Annotated in this window: 16 protein-coding genes and 1 riboswitch; of the genes, 13 read left to right on the top strand and 3 right to left on the bottom strand. The window is 30.9% G+C overall.

The annotated features are described in order from the left end of the window. The first annotated feature begins 79 nt into the window (after window positions 1–79). Window positions 80–802, top strand: a complete 723-nt coding sequence (locus ACZ5N4_RS24535) for a TVP38/TMEM64 family protein (protein ID WP_464205170.1) — start codon at window positions 80–82, stop codon at window positions 800–802. Between the two features lie 7 nt (window positions 803–809). Here ACZ5N4_RS24535 and ACZ5N4_RS24530 read toward each other — a convergent pair whose 3' ends face one another. Continuing rightward, window positions 810–1,460: a TIGR01906 family membrane protein gene (locus ACZ5N4_RS24530; protein WP_464211042.1), complete on the bottom strand. Its 651-nt coding sequence runs from the start codon at window positions 1,458–1,460 to the stop codon at window positions 810–812. A 335-nt stretch (window positions 1,461–1,795) separates the two neighbouring features. On the opposite strand from ACZ5N4_RS24530, the gene groES reads away from it, so the two are divergent. The 7 genes from groES to ACZ5N4_RS24495 all read left to right on the top strand — a co-directional run bounded on the left by groES (window position 1,796) and on the right by ACZ5N4_RS24495 (window position 10,237). Next, window positions 1,796–2,080, top strand: coding sequence for a co-chaperone GroES (gene groES / locus ACZ5N4_RS24525; RefSeq protein ID WP_464205168.1), 285 nt, complete (start codon window positions 1,796–1,798; stop codon window positions 2,078–2,080). A 61-nt stretch (window positions 2,081–2,141) separates the two neighbouring features. Next, a complete protein-coding gene (groL, locus tag ACZ5N4_RS24520) occupies window positions 2,142–3,770 on the top strand; it encodes a chaperonin GroEL (RefSeq protein WP_464205166.1) in 1,629 nt (542 codons plus the stop codon). A gap of 96 nt (window positions 3,771–3,866) precedes the next feature. Next, entirely contained in the window at window positions 3,867–4,622 is a 756-nt protein-coding gene (locus ACZ5N4_RS24515; RefSeq protein ID WP_464205164.1) for a prepilin peptidase, read from the top strand. A gap of 209 nt (window positions 4,623–4,831) precedes the next feature. Continuing rightward, window positions 4,832–4,929: riboswitch (purine riboswitch) on the top strand. 157 nt (window positions 4,930–5,086) lie between these two features. After that, window positions 5,087–6,541 carry an IMP dehydrogenase gene (gene guaB, locus ACZ5N4_RS24510; RefSeq protein ID WP_464205162.1) on the top strand — a complete coding sequence of 485 codons (1,455 nt, stop codon included), beginning with the start codon at window positions 5,087–5,089 and terminating at the stop codon, window positions 6,539–6,541. Window positions 6,542–6,661: 120 nt separating this feature from the next. After that, window positions 6,662–8,194 carry a glutamine-hydrolyzing GMP synthase gene (gene guaA / locus ACZ5N4_RS24505; protein WP_464205160.1) on the top strand — a complete coding sequence of 511 codons (1,533 nt, stop codon included), beginning with the start codon at window positions 6,662–6,664 and terminating at the stop codon, window positions 8,192–8,194. 178 nt (window positions 8,195–8,372) lie between these two features. Beyond that, window positions 8,373–9,725: a glucose-6-phosphate isomerase gene (locus ACZ5N4_RS24500; RefSeq protein WP_464205158.1), complete on the top strand. Its 1,353-nt coding sequence runs from the start codon at window positions 8,373–8,375 to the stop codon at window positions 9,723–9,725. Window positions 9,726–9,787: 62 nt separating this feature from the next. Next, window positions 9,788–10,237 carry a YaiI/YqxD family protein gene (locus tag ACZ5N4_RS24495; RefSeq protein WP_464205156.1) on the top strand — a complete coding sequence of 150 codons (450 nt, stop codon included), beginning with the start codon at window positions 9,788–9,790 and terminating at the stop codon, window positions 10,235–10,237. A gap of 19 nt (window positions 10,238–10,256) precedes the next feature. Here the strand turns inward: ACZ5N4_RS24495 and ACZ5N4_RS24490 are convergent, their stop codons facing one another. Together ACZ5N4_RS24490 and pulA are read right to left on the bottom strand one after the other, a co-directional pair. Then, complete coding sequence (locus ACZ5N4_RS24490) at window positions 10,257–10,427, bottom strand: hypothetical protein (protein ID WP_464205154.1); 171 nt, start codon at window positions 10,425–10,427, stop codon at window positions 10,257–10,259. Between the two features lie 65 nt (window positions 10,428–10,492). Beyond that, a complete protein-coding gene (gene pulA / locus ACZ5N4_RS24485; protein ID WP_464205152.1) occupies window positions 10,493–12,598 on the bottom strand; it encodes a type I pullulanase in 2,106 nt (701 codons plus the stop codon). Window positions 12,599–12,753: 155 nt separating this feature from the next. Here pulA and ACZ5N4_RS24480 point away from each other — a divergent pair, with 155 nt between their 5' ends. The 5 genes from ACZ5N4_RS24480 to pcrA all read left to right on the top strand — a co-directional run bounded on the left by ACZ5N4_RS24480 (window position 12,754) and on the right by pcrA (window position 19,316). After that, window positions 12,754–14,757 (top strand): triple tyrosine motif-containing protein, encoded by a 2,004-nt coding sequence (locus tag ACZ5N4_RS24480; RefSeq protein WP_464205150.1) that lies wholly within the window; start codon window positions 12,754–12,756, stop codon window positions 14,755–14,757. 71 nt (window positions 14,758–14,828) lie between these two features. Then, on the top strand, window positions 14,829–15,485 hold the full coding sequence (locus ACZ5N4_RS24475) for a lytic transglycosylase domain-containing protein (RefSeq protein WP_464205148.1): 657 nt from the start codon (window positions 14,829–14,831) through the stop codon (window positions 15,483–15,485). Window positions 15,486–15,590: 105 nt separating this feature from the next. After that, entirely contained in the window at window positions 15,591–16,307 is a 717-nt protein-coding gene (locus ACZ5N4_RS24470; RefSeq protein WP_464205146.1) for a pseudouridine synthase, read from the top strand. Window positions 16,308–16,597: 290 nt separating this feature from the next. Further along, on the top strand, window positions 16,598–16,906 hold the full coding sequence (locus tag ACZ5N4_RS24465; protein WP_178908357.1) for a YerC/YecD family TrpR-related protein: 309 nt from the start codon (window positions 16,598–16,600) through the stop codon (window positions 16,904–16,906). A gap of 148 nt (window positions 16,907–17,054) precedes the next feature. Further along, window positions 17,055–19,316 carry a DNA helicase PcrA gene (gene pcrA, locus ACZ5N4_RS24460; RefSeq protein ID WP_464205144.1) on the top strand — a complete coding sequence of 754 codons (2,262 nt, stop codon included), beginning with the start codon at window positions 17,055–17,057 and terminating at the stop codon, window positions 19,314–19,316.

Genomic DNA, 19,316 nt, shown 5'->3' with positions numbered 1-19,316 from the left:
AAAAATTAAGTTTACTTTGATAAAATTGTAAGATAATATATAAATAAATTAAATTTTGTCTATATCAGGAGAAATCAAAATGAAGGAATTTTTGCAAGGTTTTTATAATAAACTGTCTAAATACAAATCTCATATAATGCTTGTGTTAGTTATGATTTTTTTTATCTTTACGGCACATGAATATTATATTAAATACTCTCATATTCTAAGGGATCCAAATAAAGTTAAGAATATAATTATGTCATATGGAAACTATAGTATTCTAGCATATATTCTATTACAAATCCTTCAGGTAGTGGCATTTTTTATTCCAGGGGAAATAATACAAATTGCTGGTGGTTACATATATGGTACTTTAGGAGGAAGTGTTTTATCTATTGTAGGAATAACAATAGGTAGTGCTCTGGCTTATGGATTTTCATCTTACTACGGTAAACCTTTAGTAAATAAAATAATATCAAAAAAAGACCTTAAGTTTTTTAATAGAATACTTAATATAGGAAGTATAAATACTATCGTTTTTCTATTATATTTAATTCCAGGTATACCTAAGGATGCATTGGCATATATTTGTGGTATCTCAAGTATAAACTTTAAAGATTTCATAAAATACTCAACGATAGCAAGGATTCCAGGAATCTTAGTATCTGCTTATTTTGGAGCTAAAATTAACAGTGGAAATAAGTTATTGTTGATTATAATAGCTGCTATATCTATATGCTTATTCATAGTTGGAGTTTTTAAAGGAGAAAAGATAGTAAAAGGACTAATGAAGAAAAGTTATGCAAGAGATGATGAGTAAATTATGTTTACTTATCATCTCTTATTTTTCTGTATAGCAGTCTAAGTAAGATACTGCAGCCTATTACCAGTAAAAGTATAAGCAGAGCACAGTGCAGAAAATAAGTTTCTGGCAAGATATTAATAATAGGATCAGTTTTAGGATCAAGAAGCCAATAGTCATTATTGAAAAATAGTTTGTGAAAAAAAGTAAAGCATTTATCAAAATTCCAAAGGAAACCGCTTAAAAGAAGAAAACAAGTACAAAAAATAATGTTAGAGCACCACTTTAAAAACAGATAATCTTTATACTTAATAGCAAAGTATATTGCAAATATAGTTATCAAAGTACAAATACCTAAAATAAAATTAAATTTTAAAAAAAGTTTTTTTACCTCAATAAAATGAATTATTCCTTCTTGCGATGATGGAAGAAGAGGGATATTAAAATCTATAGATTTACTTGAGTTTAAGTAGTTTATAAGGTAATCATAGGTTGATTTTATTTGAAGATTATTTAAGCTTGTATACTTTTCTAAATTTAAATATTTTATATCAAAATAATATAAAAGCCTAAAATTAAGAGTGATTTTAACTGATGAAATTATAACAAACAAAAATAGTGAGATAGAAAATATTAATCTAAGCAAACCTTTTAGTAATTTATCTATGATAATCATTCCTTTCATAAGCTAAAAATATAGAAAATTTTGTTATAATGGTATTATAACCGTAAAATAGGGAAAATAATATAGATGTATGTTTTTGAGGTAAAAAACTTTGCTCAAATAGTATAATAATGAAATTAATAGAAATGGGGAGAAATACCTATTTAATTTAATGCTGTTTGCTTATTTCGCCATTAACAATAGATTAAGTTGAAAATTAGAATTTGAAAATGTAAATACAATTATTTATTATAATAATTGTATTAGCACTCAAGAGTGATGAGTGCTAACAACAAAGTTAACAAAAAGATTTTAAATATAACATATAATTTTAAGGAGGGGTTTAAATGAGCATTAGACCACTTGGTGACAGAGTCGTTATTAAAAGAATTGAAGCAGAGGAAACTACAAAAAGCGGTATAGTATTACCGGGAACTGCAAAGGAAAAGCCACAAGAAGCTGAGGTTGTAGCAGTAGGACCTGGCGGATTAGTTAATGGAAAAGAAGTTAAGATGGAAGTAAAAGTTGGAGATAAAGTTTTATTCTCCAAATATGCTGGAAATGAAGTTAAGATGGATAACATCGAGTATATCATTTTAAAGCAAGACGACATATTAGCTGTAATAGAATAATACACTAAGAATGGTTCATAACGTACATTAAATATAACGAAATCGTAGGGAGGGTTTATTTATGGCAAAAAGCATTTTATTTGGCGAAGAAGCTAGAAGATCAATGCAAGCAGGTGTTGATAAGCTTGCTAATACTGTTAAAATAACATTAGGACCGAAAGGAAGAAATGTTGTACTTGATAAGAAATTTGGTTCACCACTTATAACTAATGATGGTGTTACTATAGCAAGAGAAATAGAGTTAGAAGATCCATATGAAAACATGGGAGCTCAGCTTGTTAAAGAAGTTGCTACAAAAACAAATGATGTAGCAGGTGATGGAACAACTACAGCTACTTTACTTGCACAAGCTATAATAAGAGAAGGATTAAAAAATGTTACAGCTGGTGCTAACCCAATGCTTATAAGACAAGGTATAAGAATGGCTGTTGATAAAGCTGTTGAAGAAATAAAGAAAGTTTCAAGACCAGTTGAAGGAAAAGAAGACATAGCAAGAGTTGCTGCAATATCAGCTGCTGATGAAGAAATAGGTAAGCTAATTGCAGATGCTATGGAAAAGGTAGGTAACGAAGGAGTTATAACTGTAGAAGAATCTAAATCCATGGGAACTGAACTAGATGTTGTTGAAGGTATGCAATTTGACAGAGGATATGTTAGTCCATACATGGTAACTGATACAGAAAAAATGGAAGCTTCAGTAGATGATGCATATATTTTAATAACAGATAAGAAAATATCAAATATACAAGATATACTACCAGTACTTGAGCAAATAGTACAACAAGGAAAGAAACTATTAATAATAGCTGAAGATGTAGAAGGTGAAGCACTAGCTACTTTAGTTGTTAACAAATTAAGAGGAACATTTACTTGCGTAGCAGTAAAAGCTCCTGGATTTGGTGACAGAAGAAAAGAGATGCTTGCTGATATAGCTACACTTACTGGCGGTCAAGTGATATCAGAAGAATTAGGAAGAGACTTAAAAGAAGCTACAATAGAGATGCTTGGAAGAGCTGACTCAGTTAAAATCAGCAAAGAAAATACTACAATAGTAAATGGAAAAGGCGATAAGAATGCTATCCATGATAGAGTAGCTCAAATAAAGAGACAAATAGAAGAAACTACATCAGATTTTGATAGAGAGAAATTACAAGAAAGACTTGCTAAGCTTGCTGGTGGAGTAGCTGTAATTAAAGTTGGTGCTGCTACAGAAACAGAATTAAAAGAAAGAAAGCTTAGAATAGAAGATGCTTTAGCAGCTACTAAAGCAGCTGTTGAAGAAGGTATAGTTCCAGGAGGCGGAACAGCTTATGTTAATGCAATACCAGAAGTAGAGAAATTAACTTCAGATGTTGCTGATGTTAAGATTGGTATAGATATAATAAGAAAATCATTAGAAGAGCCAGTAAGACAAATAGCATTTAATGCTGGAGTTGAAGGTTCTGTAATAATTGAAAAAGTTAAAACTAATGAAGTTGGAGTAGGATACGATGCTTTAAAAGATCAATATGTAAATATGATTAAAGCTGGTATCGTTGACCCAACTAAGGTTACAAGATCAGCTCTACAAAATGCTGCATCAGTAGCTTCAACATTCCTAACAACAGAATCAGCAGTAGCTGATATTCCAGAAAAAAATCCTGCTCCAATGCCAGGTGGCCCAGGAATGGGAATGGACGGAATGTACTAAAATAAAAAATAAAAGCGTTATGGTTTTGGCCATAACGCTCTTATTTTTATTTTTAATGATTACAAAATATTATAAAAATAGCAATGAGGAATTGAGATGATTATATATTATATAATTTTCATTTTTGGAGCAGTAATTGGCAGTTTTTTGAATGTATGTATATATAGAATACCGAGAGGAGAATCTATTGCTTTTCCTCCATCGCATTGTACAAACTGTAAAAAGGAAATTAAATGGCATGATTTGATTCCTATAATAAGCTATATATTTTTAAGAGGAAAATGTAGATATTGTAGGGAAAAAATATCAATAAGATATCCGATAGTAGAGTTTATAACAGCATTATTATTTTTGGCAAACTATAGTATATACGGCTTAACATTTGATTTTGTAAAATATACTACCTTTGTAAGTTTTCTAATTGTCATTGGAATGATTGATTATGATACCACAGACGTATATTTTTCTACCACATTATCAGGCATAGTTTCTGGAGTAATATTCATAGGAGTACTGGCTTATAATATGCTTCCAGTAAAAAGCTATATTTACGGTGGAATTTTAGGTGGAGGATTTTTAGCATTAATAATTCTAATAACTAAAGGTGGCATGGGCTGGGGGGATGCTGAGATATGCCTAATGAGTGGGCTGTTTCTTGGATTTAAACTTACTATATTAATGTTGTTTTTATCATTTATTATTGGGTCAATAGCAGGAATAGTACTTATTCTACTAGGGAAAAAATCAAAAAAAGATTACATACCATTTGGACCATATATAGCCTTATCAGCAATACTTTGTGTATTATCAGGAGAAAAAATTTTTTCTTTTTACATGTCGTTAATATTTTAATTTTCTCACCAAGAGAACCTGCTTAGGTTCTTTTGGTTTTTAAGTTTTTTCTTTATAAATATGTATGAAAACGTATGTATCTAAAAAAGCTCTAAATATATAAACAAAATAATTGACAAAGGACAAAAAATTGAATAAAATAATGTAAATAGTTCGAATAAAAAAGACATATAAGTTGCAAATTTAATCTTGTGTGATCTTTTTGGAATCAAAAATAATACATTTTGACTCATATATCCCCTGAATATGGCAGGGAGTCTCTACCGGAAACCGAGAATTTCCGACTATGGGTGGAATTTATGGCTATAGTATATAACCATATTAATTTCACACATAGGAAATTAATATGGTTTTTTGTTTTCGACAAATTAAATATGCTTATAAGTATTGTTTGTGAGCTAGATGTAAAAAATACGAAAGAAATAAGTTTTTATAAGAATATAAATTTAAAGGAGTGGGTTTAAATGGCAAGAATTTTAAAACAGGCATATACATTTGATGACGTACTTTTAGTTCCAAATAAATCAGAGATACTACCTAGAGATGTTTCATTAGCTACTAATTTGACTAAAAAGATAAAGCTAAATTTGCCTTTAATGAGTGCTGGAATGGATACTGTTACTGAGGCTAAGATGGCTATAGCTATGGCAAGAGAAGGCGGTATAGGAATAATACACAAAAATATGACAATAGAACAGCAAGCGGCAGAAGTGGACAGAGTTAAAAGACAAGAAAACGGAGTAATAACTAACCCATTCTTTCTTTCACCAGACAATACTATAAATGATGCATTAGCGGTTATGAGTAAGTATAGAATTTCTGGTGTACCAATAACTGTAGATGGAAAGTTAGTTGGAATAATAACTAATAGAGACATAGTTTTTGAAACAAACTATGATAAAAAAATATCTGAAGTTATGACAAGTGAAAACTTAATAACTGCTCCAGAAAATACTACAATAGAAGAAGCGAAGGATATACTTAAGCATCATAAGATAGAAAAACTTCCATTGGTAGATAATGATAATAACTTAAGAGGACTTATAACTATAAAAGATATTGAGAAAGTAAAAATATTTCCTAATAGTGCTAAAGATGAAAGAGGAAGACTTTTATGCGGAGCTGCAGTAGGGGTAACTGGTGATATGTTAGAGCGTGTGGCAGCCCTAGTTGAAGTTGGAGTAGATGTAATAACTGTTGATACAGCTCATGGACACTCAAAAGGAGTTATAGATGCAGTTAAAAGTATTAAGGAAAGCTATCCTGAACTTCAAGTTATTGCAGGAAATGTTGCAACTGCAGATGCTACAAAAGATTTGATTCTTGCAGGTGCAGATTGTATAAAAGTTGGTATAGGTCCAGGATCAATTTGTACAACTAGAGTTGTAGCAGGTGTTGGAGTTCCACAACTTACAGCTGTAATGGATTGTGTAGAGGAAGCTAATAAATATGGAGTTCCAGTTATAGCTGATGGTGGTATAAAATACTCAGGAGATATAGTAAAGGCTTTGGCAGCAGGTGCAAAAGTAGTTATGATGGGATCAATGCTAGCAGGATGTGAAGAAGCACCTGGAGAAAAAGAAATATATCAAGGAAGAAGCTATAAAGTATACAGAGGAATGGGATCATTGGCAGCTATGGCTTGTGGAAGTAAAGACAGATATTTCCAAGAGGGAAATAAAAAGTTAGTTCCAGAAGGCGTAGAAGGAAGAGTGCCATACAAAGGAATTGTAGCAGATACATTATTCCAACTTGCTGGAGGACTTCGCTCTGGTATGGGATATTTAGGATCTGAAAATCTAAATAGATTATATGAAAGTGCAACATTTGTAGTTCAAACAGCATCAGGACTTAGAGAAAGTCACCCACATGATATATCAATGACTAAGGAAGCACCGAATTATAGTGTTAATCTATAATTTTATAACTTGTTTTACAGGACAGTTGGCAGGAAAGTTTTATATTTACCCTTCTAAAAAATTTAAAACCTCTCTAGCTGCCAACTGTCAATTTTTAATTTATGAATTTGGAGGTAACTTATGGATAGAGAATTAGTTCTTATTGTAGACTTCGGTGGTCAATACAATCAATTAATTGCAAGAAGAGTTAGAGAAAATAATGTATATTGTGAAATAATTCCGTATACTCATTCTATAGATAAGATAAAAGAAAAAAATCCTAAAGGTATAATATTTACAGGTGGACCTAATAGTGTATATGGAGAAGGTGCTCCTAGAATAGATAAAGAAATATTTGAATTAGGCGTACCTGTTCTTGGTATATGCTATGGAGAGCAGCTTATTGCTCATACTCTTGGAGGAAATGTTAAAAGTCCTGATAAAAGAGAGTATGGTAAAACAGATGTAAGATTAGACAAAACATGTCTACTATTTGATGAAGTAGAAGAGAATGAAAGCTGCTGGATGAGCCATACAGATTATGTAGAAGTGGCTCCAGAAGGTTTTAGAATAGTTGGAACTACAACTCAAACTCCTGTTGCAGCTATGGAGCATGTTGAAAGAAAAATATACGGTGTTCAATTCCATCCAGAAGTTGAACATACACCATTTGGTAAGAAAATGCTTTCAAACTTCCTTTTTAAAGTTTGCGGATTAAAGGGTGATTGGTCAATGGCATCCTTTGCTGAAGAAAAAATAAGAGAGATCCGTGAAAAAGTTGGGGATAAAAAAGTAATATGTGCACTATCTGGTGGAGTTGACTCATCAGTAGCAGCAGTATTAGTTCACAAAGCAATTGGAAAACAGCTAACTTGTATATTTGTTGATCATGGTCTACTTAGAAAGGATGAAGGAGACCAGGTTGAAAAGATATTTAGAGAAGGCTTTGATATGAATCTAATAAGAGCAAATGCTCAGGATAGATTCTTAGGGAAACTTAAGGGTGTAAGTGACCCAGAGAAAAAGAGAAAAATTATAGGTGGAGAATTTATAAGAGTATTTGAAGAAGAGTCAAATAAGCTTGGAGAAATAAGTTTCCTTGTTCAAGGAACTATATATCCAGACGTAGTTGAAAGTGGAACAAATACATCTGCTACTATAAAAAGTCACCACAACGTAGGTGGACTTCCAGAAGACATTAAATTCTCACTAATAGAACCGTTAAGAGAATTATTCAAGGATGAAGTAAGAGCTGTAGGTGAAGAACTTGGAATTCCTCACCACTTAGTATGGAGACAGCCGTTCCCAGGACCAGGACTTGCAATAAGAGTTCTTGGAGAAGTTACAGAAGAAAAGCTTGCTATAGTTAGAGAAGCAGATGCTATATTCAGAGAAGAAATAGCTAATGCAGGGCTAGAAGGAGATGTATGGCAATACTTTGCTTGTCTTCCAAACATTCAATCAGTAGGAGTAATGGGAGACGAAAGAACTTACTGCCACACAATAGCTTTAAGAGCAGTAACTTCATCTGATGGAATGACTTCAGATTGGGCTAAAATACCATATGAAGTATTAGATAAAGTTTCAAGAAGAATTGTTAATGAAGTTAAGGGAGTAAACAGAATTGTTTACGACGTTACTTCAAAACCACCTTCAACTATTGAGTGGGAATAGGGTATAATAAATGACAAGTGGTTACTTAATCCACTTGTCATTTTATTTTAAATACTTAAAATGTAAATGATTACATTAATTTTTAAATATAAAAATAATTTCTAATAGTTGATTTATAAATATAAATAGAATAAAATTTCAATTGTAACTAATTTTACATAAAGGTGGAGGATAAGAAATGACTAAAAAAAGTTTAAAGTTAGATTTAAGTAAAGCTATGCCGTACTTACAAGAGCATGAAATAACTAGTCTTCAACCGTTTGTCAATGAGGCTCATAAAATGCTTCATGAAGGAACAGGGGCAGGAAATGACTTTTTAGGATGGGTAGACCTACCTGTGAATTATGATAAAGCAGAATTTGAAAGAATAAAGAAGGCAGCAGAAAAAATTAGAAGTAACTCAGATGTACTTATAGTTATAGGAATAGGTGGTTCATATTTAGGAGCTAGAGCTGCCATAGAAATGCTTTCACATACTTTTTCAGCAAGCTTATCAAAAGACAAGAGAAAAGGTCCTGCTATATTCTACGTAGGAAATAATATAAGTTCAACTTACATGTCAGATCTTCTAGAAGCCATAGAAGGTATGGATATTTCAGTTAATGTTATATCAAAATCCGGTACTACAACTGAACCTGCTATTGCTTTTAGAATATTTAAGGATTTAATGGAAAAGAAATATGGAAAAGATGGAGCAAAAGAAAGAATATTTGCTACAACAGATGCAGCAAAAGGAGCATTAAAAACTTTAGCTGATGCAGAAGGATATGAAACTTTCGTCATTCCTGACAATGTAGGTGGAAGGTTTTCAGTTTTAACAGCAGTAGGACTTTTACCAATTGCAGCAGCAGGAATAAGTATAGATGAAATGATAAAGGGAGCAGCTGATGCAAGAGAAGAATATAGCAGCACAGATTTAAACAGTAATACTGCTTATAGATATGCAGCAGCAAGAAATGCATTATATGCAAAGGGTAAAACTACTGAAATGATGGTTAACTTTGAACCTTGCCTACATTACTTTGGAGAATGGTGGAAACAGTTATTTGGAGAAAGTGAAGGAAAAGATAACAAGGGAATATTCCCAGCAGCAGCAGATTTTTCAACAGACTTACACTCAATGGGACAATATATTCAAGAAGGGTTAAGAGTTTTAACAGAAACATTTATAAACATTGAGAAGCCAAGAAAAAATATAACTATAGAAGCAGTAGAAGATAACTTAGATGGACTAAACTTCTTAGCTGGAGAAACTATGGACTTTGTTAACCAACAAGCTTTCAGAGGTACTGTTTTAGCTCATAGCGATGGAAATGTTCCAGCTATGATTATAAATGTACCAGAATTGACACCATATTATTTTGGATATATGGTATACTTCTTTGAAAAAGCTTGCGGATTAAGTGGATATTTGCTAGGAGTGAATCCATTTAATCAACCAGGAGTTGAAGCATATAAAAAGAACATGTTCGCTCTCCTTGGAAAACCTGGATTTGAAGAGATGAAAGCACAATTAGAAGAAAGATTATAGAATTATAAGCCCTGTATATGACTATGTACAGGGCTTTGTATGTAAAAAGGATGAAGAGAATTATGAAAATTATAGTAGATGCAGATGCATGTCCTGGTAAACAAATAATTGAGAAAGCAGCTAAAGAGAATAATCTAAAGGTTATTATGTATTGTGATATAAGTCATACTATAACAAGCAGTTATAGTGAAGTAAGATATGTTGATAAAGGTTTTCAAAGTGTAGATATGGCTTTAATTAATGTAACTGAAAATGGAGACATTATAGTTACTCAGGATTATGGAGTAGCAGCTATGGCACTTGGAAGAAAAGCCTATGCTATAAGCCCTAAGGGATATATTTACGACAATGATAATATGGATAGGCTGCTCTTTGAAAGACATATATCAGCTAAAGTGAGGAGAAGTGGAGGAAGAACTTCAAATCCTAAAAAGAGAATAAAAGAAGATGACGAAAGGTTATATTACAATTTATTGAATCTAATAAAAATGAATTTAAATAAAGAAATATAGGGATTCCAAAGAGGAACCCTTATATTTCTTCATAATCTATAAAGTCTACGTGATCTTTTGGACCTTCAGGAAAAAGTAATCCATTATTTATTCTTTCCATAATAGCGTATCCTTCTGGTGATTGTTTTATATCTATATTTTCTTTTTTATAAGTAAAATTTGGATTATGCCTATCTAAAGATTCTTTCATAAATATCGACCTCCTCTGGAGTAGGTTATCCAAGAAAACATTTTTTATCCTATATAAGGTTTGCTTTATAACTTAAATAGTATATAGGTAGATATTCTTTCAATATTTATATTCCCACCTGTGACGGTTTTATTTTCTGCTTTCGAATCACAATCTAAAGCTACATTCCATATTCCATTGGGAATGGATATATCTACACTATACTTATTAGCATTAAAAATAACAAGTATCTCTTTCCAAGAGTCACCATTAGCATAATCTTTTAATATATAAGCTATTGTATTGGCCGGTATATTATCAATAAAAGATAAGTGATTTTTTATACCCTTCAGCGTATTGATTCTAAAAGCAGGATGATTTTTTCTTATATTAATAAGTTTTTTGTAGTAATAAAATATATCAATAAACTCATATTTTCTATTCCAGTCTACCCAATTTACATGTTCGGATTTATTATAGCTGTTGCTATCACCGTTTTTAGTTCCGCAGAACTCTTCACCAGAGTATATAAATGGTATTCCTTGAGAGGTTAGATTTATAGCTGCACATAATTTTATCATTCTCTTTTTATTGTCAAAACTTTCAGTGGCACAACTTAAGTTTATTTTATCCCACAAAGTATTGTTATCATGACAGGATATATAGTTTATAGATTGATTTGGCGGTAAAAAATATCCAGATATACTTTGTTTTAATTTTTCTTCAAGTAAAGGCTTTCCAGTAGCGAATCCTTTATCCTCAATATTAAAAACATCACCTTTTATAAAATTTCTTATTTTATCGTTAAAAAAACCTATGCCAGGAAGCATCTTTACATTGTAATCAGCAGCTTTAAGATTCTTATCTAAGCTTGTATTTAGATCCCAACCCTCGCCATAACACATTACTGATCTTTCAAGCGTATTAAGTTTCTTACTTAAAGAGTTCATTGTATCTACATCAATAAGTCCCATAAGGTCAAACCTAAAACCATCAATATGATATTCTTTAGCCCAGTAAATTACTGAGTCTATAATAAATTTCCTTGACATAGAATGCTCAGAAGCAATATCATTACCGCAGCCGCTGCCATTAGAAGATTTTAAGTTATCATAGAATCTGAAGTAATAACCAGGGAAAATTTTTTCAAAGCTGCTATTTGGAGCATCATGTACATGATTATATACTACATCCATATTAATAGATAAATTATTTTTATGCAGATGTTGAATCATTTTTTTAAGCTCTAATATCCTACATGCTGGATCGTAGGAATTTGTAGCATAAACTCCTTCTGGTACGTTATAGTTTTGGGGGTCATATCCCCAATTATACTTAACAGGATTTGTTTCATCTACACTGAGATAACTGAAATCAAAAATAGGCATAAATTGAATATGTGTAATGCCTAATTCTTTTATATGATTTAAACAAGTAGATATACGTTTACTAGATTTTGTATTATCCTCAGTAAGTGCTAAAAACTTTCCCTTATGAATAGCGCCGCTGTCTGGGTGAGTGGATATATCTCTTATGTTTACTTCATATATTATAGTATCAGTATAGCTTTTAAACTCAGGGCACCTGTCATTTTCCCAATCTTGTGGATTAGTTTGAGACATATCTAAAATGGCACCTCTTGTTCCATTAACTCCGACAGCCTTGGAGTAAGGGTCCACGACCTCGTGAATTTTATTATAAACATTAACCTCATAGTTATAGTAATAACCATGTAAATCACCTTTTACTAGAAGAGACCAAAGGCCATTACTTTCTTTCATTGGTATTGTTCTTCTGTTTTCATGAGAGCAGAATTCCGATTTATTATAAAGGAGTAAATCAATATGAGATGCAGCAGGAGACCATACTCTGAACACAGTAAAATTTTTGGAGTATATAGCACCTAAAGAGATATGGTGATAGTATTTATCATCAAATTCTCTTGTTGAGAATAAAGGAAAATAATGCACCTTCTCATATAATTTTTCGTAACGTATAAAGGTCTCATATTTGATATTCACATCATTACTTAATGTAAATATGATATCATTATCGATTACACAATACTTAGATATAGATAGTTCTTTGCTGCCATTTTCTATTTGAACTTTATAAGATCTGAACTCAGCAGAATTATCCAAGGAAATTTTTATCTTATTGAATGTTAGTAATAAAATATTAAAAATCTTCATTTAAATAGCCTCCATTTAATAAGTTGATGTTGAAACTATTTTATAACTATAATATTAAATTATTATATAAATGTTAATAAAAAACTATTACAGAATATGGGATTATAGTATAATGGAATTTAGATACATATTAAACAGGGGATGGGTAAATAGAGATGAATGAGTTAGGTATTATTTGTAATTTGGAGAGTCCGCAAGAAAAAGAAACAAATATAATAATAACTATTGAAAATAATTTAGGAGAAAATTTTTTATACAAATATATGATTGGATGTAATGGAACATGGAGTACATTAAAAGATTTTACTGAGGAGGATAGGGCTTCATGGGTTCCTGAGGAAGATGGAAAGTACATAATAATGGTACAAGCCAAAAAGGTAAAAGGAGAAAAAAGTTTTGACTATGTATCCAGATTAGATTATATAATAGGAAAAGTTGAAGAAAAGTTAATAAATAGTATAACCCTGAACAAATATGAATTCGATTTAGGAGAAAAAGTTAATTTATTTGTTGATGCTAATAAATTTCCACTCATGTTTAGGTATTGGCTCAGAATTAATGATGAATGGAAGATTATAAAAGACTATTCTGCAGACAATGACCTTACGTGGACAACCAAATCTATTGGAAGAGGACAAATATTAGTAGAGTGTAAGAATATAGACTCTAAAAATAAATATGATGATTTTCAAACCGTTGAATTTGAAGTTATCCCATTGAAAAAAGTAGAAATAACTGATTTTAAGTGTTTAACATCAGATCTAATTGAAGATCACGAGATTATATTCCAGGTTGACGCAACTTATGATGAAAATAGAACAATACTATACAAGTTTATAAAGATAACTTCGAATGGGGAAGCTGATTGTGTACAAGATTATTCAACAAAAAGAACTGTAAGTTATATAGAAGAGCAAAGTGGAGATTATAAGATTTTGTGTCTGGCAAAGGATATGTATTCTACCAGTGAATATGACGATAGAGCTATAATCCATTTCAAAGTAAAAAAGTATAATGAAATTTTTATAAAAAGTTTTGCAGCTGATTTAAACTCTCCACAGCTATGTGAAACATCTATAGTACTTAAAGCAGAAACTGTTGGTGGAAGAGAGGTATTATACAGATACATAATTGAAGGAAAATGCCCTGAAGATTCAGGATATACAAGAAATAAAACTTATATATGGAAAAGTAAGATTCCTGGAGAATATAAATTAATACTATGGGTTAAAGATAAGTCTTTTGAAGGAAAATATGAAGCATCAGAAACGATGAGCTTTATAATAGATGAACATAGTAAAGAACCGGTGAGAATTGATAGAGTTTTGATAGATAAAGGCAGTAATGTTTTAGTCGATGAGAAGGTTAATGTTAAAGTTAATGCATCAGGCGGTACTGACTTAAGATATAGTTTTATAATAAAAAGAGATGGATTAGAATTAGAGAAGATGGACTATGGTACATGTAATTGGATAAACTTTATTCCAAACAAGCAGGGATGTTATGAACTTGAAATAAGAGTTAAAGACAAATACTCAAGCAGAGAATTTGACTGTCATTGGATAAAGAGCTTAGAGGCACTTAAATATGTTCCCGCTAATATTGATTATATACTATTCCCGGCGAAGGAATACTATATAGTTGGGGATAAAATTAGTATAAATTCTATAACTAGAAATACTACTAATACACTTCTTAAGTATGTTTTAAAAATCAATGAACGTAAAGTTGAAGAAACAGATTATGTCTTAGAGAAAGCATATGTGTTTACCCCTAAATACAGTGGTTTATATAGTGTAGAAATTTTCGCTAAAAACAAAGATAGCGATAAACCTTTTGATTGTAAAAAAGATATAAAAGTAGAAGTACATGATGCATTTCCTATAACAGATACTAAAATAACCTGTGATAAGGTAAAGTTTATATGTAATGAATCTATAAATTTTACTGTGCATAGTGAGGGCGGGAAAGATGTAATGTATGAGTTTTATGTCATGGAAAAAGAGGATTGGAGTTTAGTTCAAAATTATAGCAAAAAAAATTATTATACACTTATACCATTTTGCAAAGAAGAGTATAAGGTATTAGTACTAGCTAAGAGCCAATATAGTGAAGTTTCTTATGAAGACTATGACACATTTATATTCAATGTAGAATGATTATGCCTAAAGTTATTATTATAAAATACGATATATAATTTAGTGCAAAGAAAACATAGGTTGGTGAAAATATGAATGTAGATAACAATAAAAAAGTTGAAGATTTTCTACAATTTCAACTTATGACTCAAATGTTTAAAGAAGCAGTTGGAGACTCAGACTCTTTTGGGCTGATTATGGAAAGCTTAACTAAGGCTATGACGGATAGTGATGGAAATTTAGATTTAAGCAAACTTGGGTTGGGAGATGGAGACTTAAGTAAGCTCGGATATGGTGCAGGAGAAAGACTGAACTCTGCATATAAGGGCTTGAAAAGCGATATAAAGAGTGGAAATTTAAGTATAGAAGAAGCGGTAGAAAAGGCTTCGAGAAAGTATGGTCTTGATAAATCCCTCATAATGGCAGTTATAAAACAAGAATCAGATTTTAATCCTAAATCCACATCAAATGCAGGAGCAATGGGACTTATGCAGCTTATGCCTGGTACTGCGAGGGAATTAGGGGTCTCTGATGCATATAATATAGAGCAGAATATTGAGGGTGGTACAAAATATCTAAAAGGATTACTAGATATGTATGGTAACTCAAAGGAATTGGCTTTGGCTGCTTATAATGCAGGACCAGGAACTTTGAAATATAGAGGAGTAAGAGATTCCTCAGATATTTCTAAACTGCCATATGAAACTAGAGATTATGTACAAAAGGTTATGAAATACTACGACAAATAAAGAATTTTTTAAACAGTCTTTAGTTAGGCTGTTTTTATTTTATAGCTAAAAGGTTATAATAATTAATAGAATTTAGGCGCATGCAAAATTATTAGGAGGTAGCTGATGGAAAGATTAGATAAAGTTCTATCCAATTTAGGGTATGGAACAAGAAAAGAAGTAAAAGCACTAGCTAAAGATGGTGCTATAGAAGTTGATGGATCAATAATTAAAGATAGCGGAATGAAGATAGATCCTAATATTTGTAAAATAAGAGTTTCAGGTGAATTAGTTAACTATAGAAAATATATATATCTTATGATGAATAAGCCTGACGGTGTGGTTTCTGCTACATTTGACAACTATGATGAAACTGTCATAGATTTACTTGATCCAGAACACCAAGTTTTTAATCCGTTTCCTGTAGGAAGATTGGACAAAGATACAGTAGGACTGCTATTACTGACAAATGATGGGGAACTAAACCATAGGTTAATATCACCAAAATGGCATGTAGATAAAGTTTATTACGCTGAAATAGATAAAGTTGTTGATGAAAAAGATATTGAGGCCTTTGAAAAAGGAATCACCTTAGATGATGGTTATAAGTGTATGCCTGCTAAACTAGAAATATTGCAGGCAGATAGCGATGGTTCAAAGGTGAAAGTAACTATACAGGAAGGAAAATTTCATCAAGTTAAAAGAATGTTTCAAAGTAGAGATAAGAGTGTAGTGTATTTAAAAAGAATAAAATTTGGACCACTTGATTTAGACATAAATTTAATTGAAGGTGGGTATAGAGAATTATCAGAAAAGGAAGTGGAAATACTTAAAAAAATTTAAGATTTTTCAACATATGAAATTAATTCAGGCATTTTAATATATTTTTACAATTAATTATGCAAAATAGCTTGAAATTTCATTTTTACTTTAATATAATAATCTTGCAAGGATAAATAAAAGGAATAAATAGCCCCCTTTTTATTTATGAGCGAACAGCCCATGCCCCAATGGGCTGTTCTTATTTTGTATTAATTTATAATAATTTTGTAGATTAATACTTTAATACGTGATAGAATTAAAATGAATAGGAAATAATTATAATAACGTATAGTAAATAAGGAGTTGAGCTCATGGAAGAATACAAATCCAAATTACAAAGTGAGGCTATGGATTTTTTATGTGAAGCTATGTTATCTCTAAAGACAAAAGAAGAATGCTATAGATTTTTTGATGATATATGTACTATAAATGAAATAAAAGCACTTGAGCAAAGACTTCAAGTGGCAAAAATGTTAAAGAATAAGAGAACATATTTAGATATTGCTGCAGCTACTGGAGCAAGTACTGCTACTATTAGTAGAGTAAACAGATGTTTGAATTATGGTAGCGACGGATATAATATCGTTTTAGAGAGATTAAAAGGCGATAGCGAAGAATAATATATGTATTATATAGAAACTTTAGATTTCCAAAAAATGTGTTGATATAAATCAACACATTTTTTACGTTTAATAATGATTAAATCAGTACTTAAATGTTATAATATTAAACATGAGAATTTTGTATAATAACCAGGGAGTGAATTGTATGGATTTAAAAAAGCTTTTAAATAAGGAACAGTATGATGCAGCTGTAACTGTAGAAGGACCGCTATTAATTTTAGCTGGTGCTGGTTCAGGTAAGACAAGAGTGCTAACGCATAGAATAGCTCATATGATAAAAGATTTAAATATATATCCTTCAAAAATTTTAGCTATCACTTTTACAAATAAAGCTGCAGGAGAAATGAAGGATAGAGTAAGAAGCTTAGTTGGTGATGAAGTGGATAACATGTGGGTCTCCACATTTCACTCAAGCTGTGTAAGAATTTTAAGAAGAGAAATTGATAAATTAGGATATAATAAAAATTTTGCTATATATGATAGCTATGACCAAAAAATATTAATCAAGCAGTGTATGGAAGAATTAAAAATAAATGATAAAGATATAACCGATAAAGAGATAATAAATAAAATAGGAGAACAGAAGGACAATTTAGTATCTCCAGAACAATTTAAGAGAGAAAATGAACATAATTTTAGATTGAATAAAATTGCAGATATGTACAGTTTATATCAAAAAAAGCTTAAAAATAATAATGCATTAGATTTTGATGATTTAATTTACAAAACAGTAGAGTTATTTAAGAAAAATCCTGATGTATTGGAATTCTATCAAAAGAAATTTAAATACATAATGGTAGATGAGTACCAAGATACCAACAAGTCCCAATATGAGTTTGTAAGACTTTTAGCATCAGCTCATAGAAACATTTGTGTTGTTGGTGACGATGACCAGTGTATCTATGCATGGAGAGGCGCAGACATAAGAAACATATTAGACTTTGAAAAAGATTATCCAGAAGCAAAGGTAATTAAGCTTGAGCAAAACTATAGATCTAAAGGAAATATATTAAGAGCTGCTAATGATGTTATAAAAAACAATGCTCAAAGAAAGAATAAAATCCTTAGAACAGAAAGTGAAAGTGGAGAAAAAATAAAATTACATAGATCATTTTCTGATATAGATGAAGGAATTTATGTAGCATCTCAAATAAAAAGAATTAGAGAAGAGCAAAATAAAAAATATAAGAATTTTGCAATACTTTATAGAACTAATGCTCAATCTCGTATATTTGAAGATGTTTTTATGAAATCCAATATACCATATAGAATAGTTGGTGGTCTTAAGTTTTATGACAGAAAAGAAATAAAAGATATAATGGCATATTTAAAGTTTATAAATAATCCACTTGATGATGTAAGCTTAAAAAGAATTATAAATGTTCCTAAAAGAAGCATAGGAGATACTACAGTACAGAAGGTTCAAGAGTTTGCAGGATCAATGGATGAGTGTATGTATAGTGTTTTATTAGATGTTGAAGAAGTATTAAAGCTTTCAACTAGAACTATATCATCTATAAAGAAATTTGTAAGCTTAATAAATAGCTTTATTAGAAGCAGAGACCAAATTAAAGTATCTACCTTGATAAAAGAAATATTAGAGACTACAGGATATTTAGAAGAACTTAAAAATTCAAAGGATTTAGAAGCGCTAAGCAGAATAGAAAACTTAAAAGAGCTTGTATCTGCGGCTGTAGAATTTGAAAGTTCATCGGAAGATAAGTCTCTATCTGCATTTTTAGAAAAAGTTACTTTAGTATCTGATATAGATAATTTTGATGAAGAGGCGGATAGTGTAGTTATGATGACAGTCCATAGTGCAAAAGGGCTAGAGTTCCCTGTAGTATTTATGGTTGGTATGGAAAATGGAATATTCCCGGGAAATCAAGCTTTAAATGATTTTGCTGAAATGGAAGAAGCGAGAAGGCTTTGTTATGTTGCAATAACTAGAGCTGAGGAGCAATTATATATAACTTCTGCTGAAACTAGAAGAGTGTTTGGAAAAACCGCTGCCTTTTCAGAATCAGACTTTATACAGGAAATATCTAAGGAATTAGTAGAATATGATAATCCTGCTAAAAGGAGCTTTGGAAAGTTTGGAACTACTATGAATAGTAACTTAAATAGTAATTTAAATAGAAATAGCTTTAGTAATTCACCATCTCCGCTAAGAAATACAGGAATTACACAAGTTGCAGTGGATGCTGCTAGTAATAATAAAGAAGATAAAAGCTCTCTAAAGCTTGAAAATATCAAAGTCGGAATAAAAGTTAAACATCTAAAGTTTGGAGTAGGAACTATTGTAAGTGTTTCTAAGGTTGGAAATGACGTAAAACTTACCATAGCTTTTGATAAGATGGGAATCAAAAACTTAATGTATGGAGTCGCTCCATTGGAGGCTGTTTAG

It is taken from the genome of Clostridium nitrophenolicum (assembly GCF_055391695.1).
This window is presented reverse-complemented; position numbering and strand designations above follow the sequence as displayed.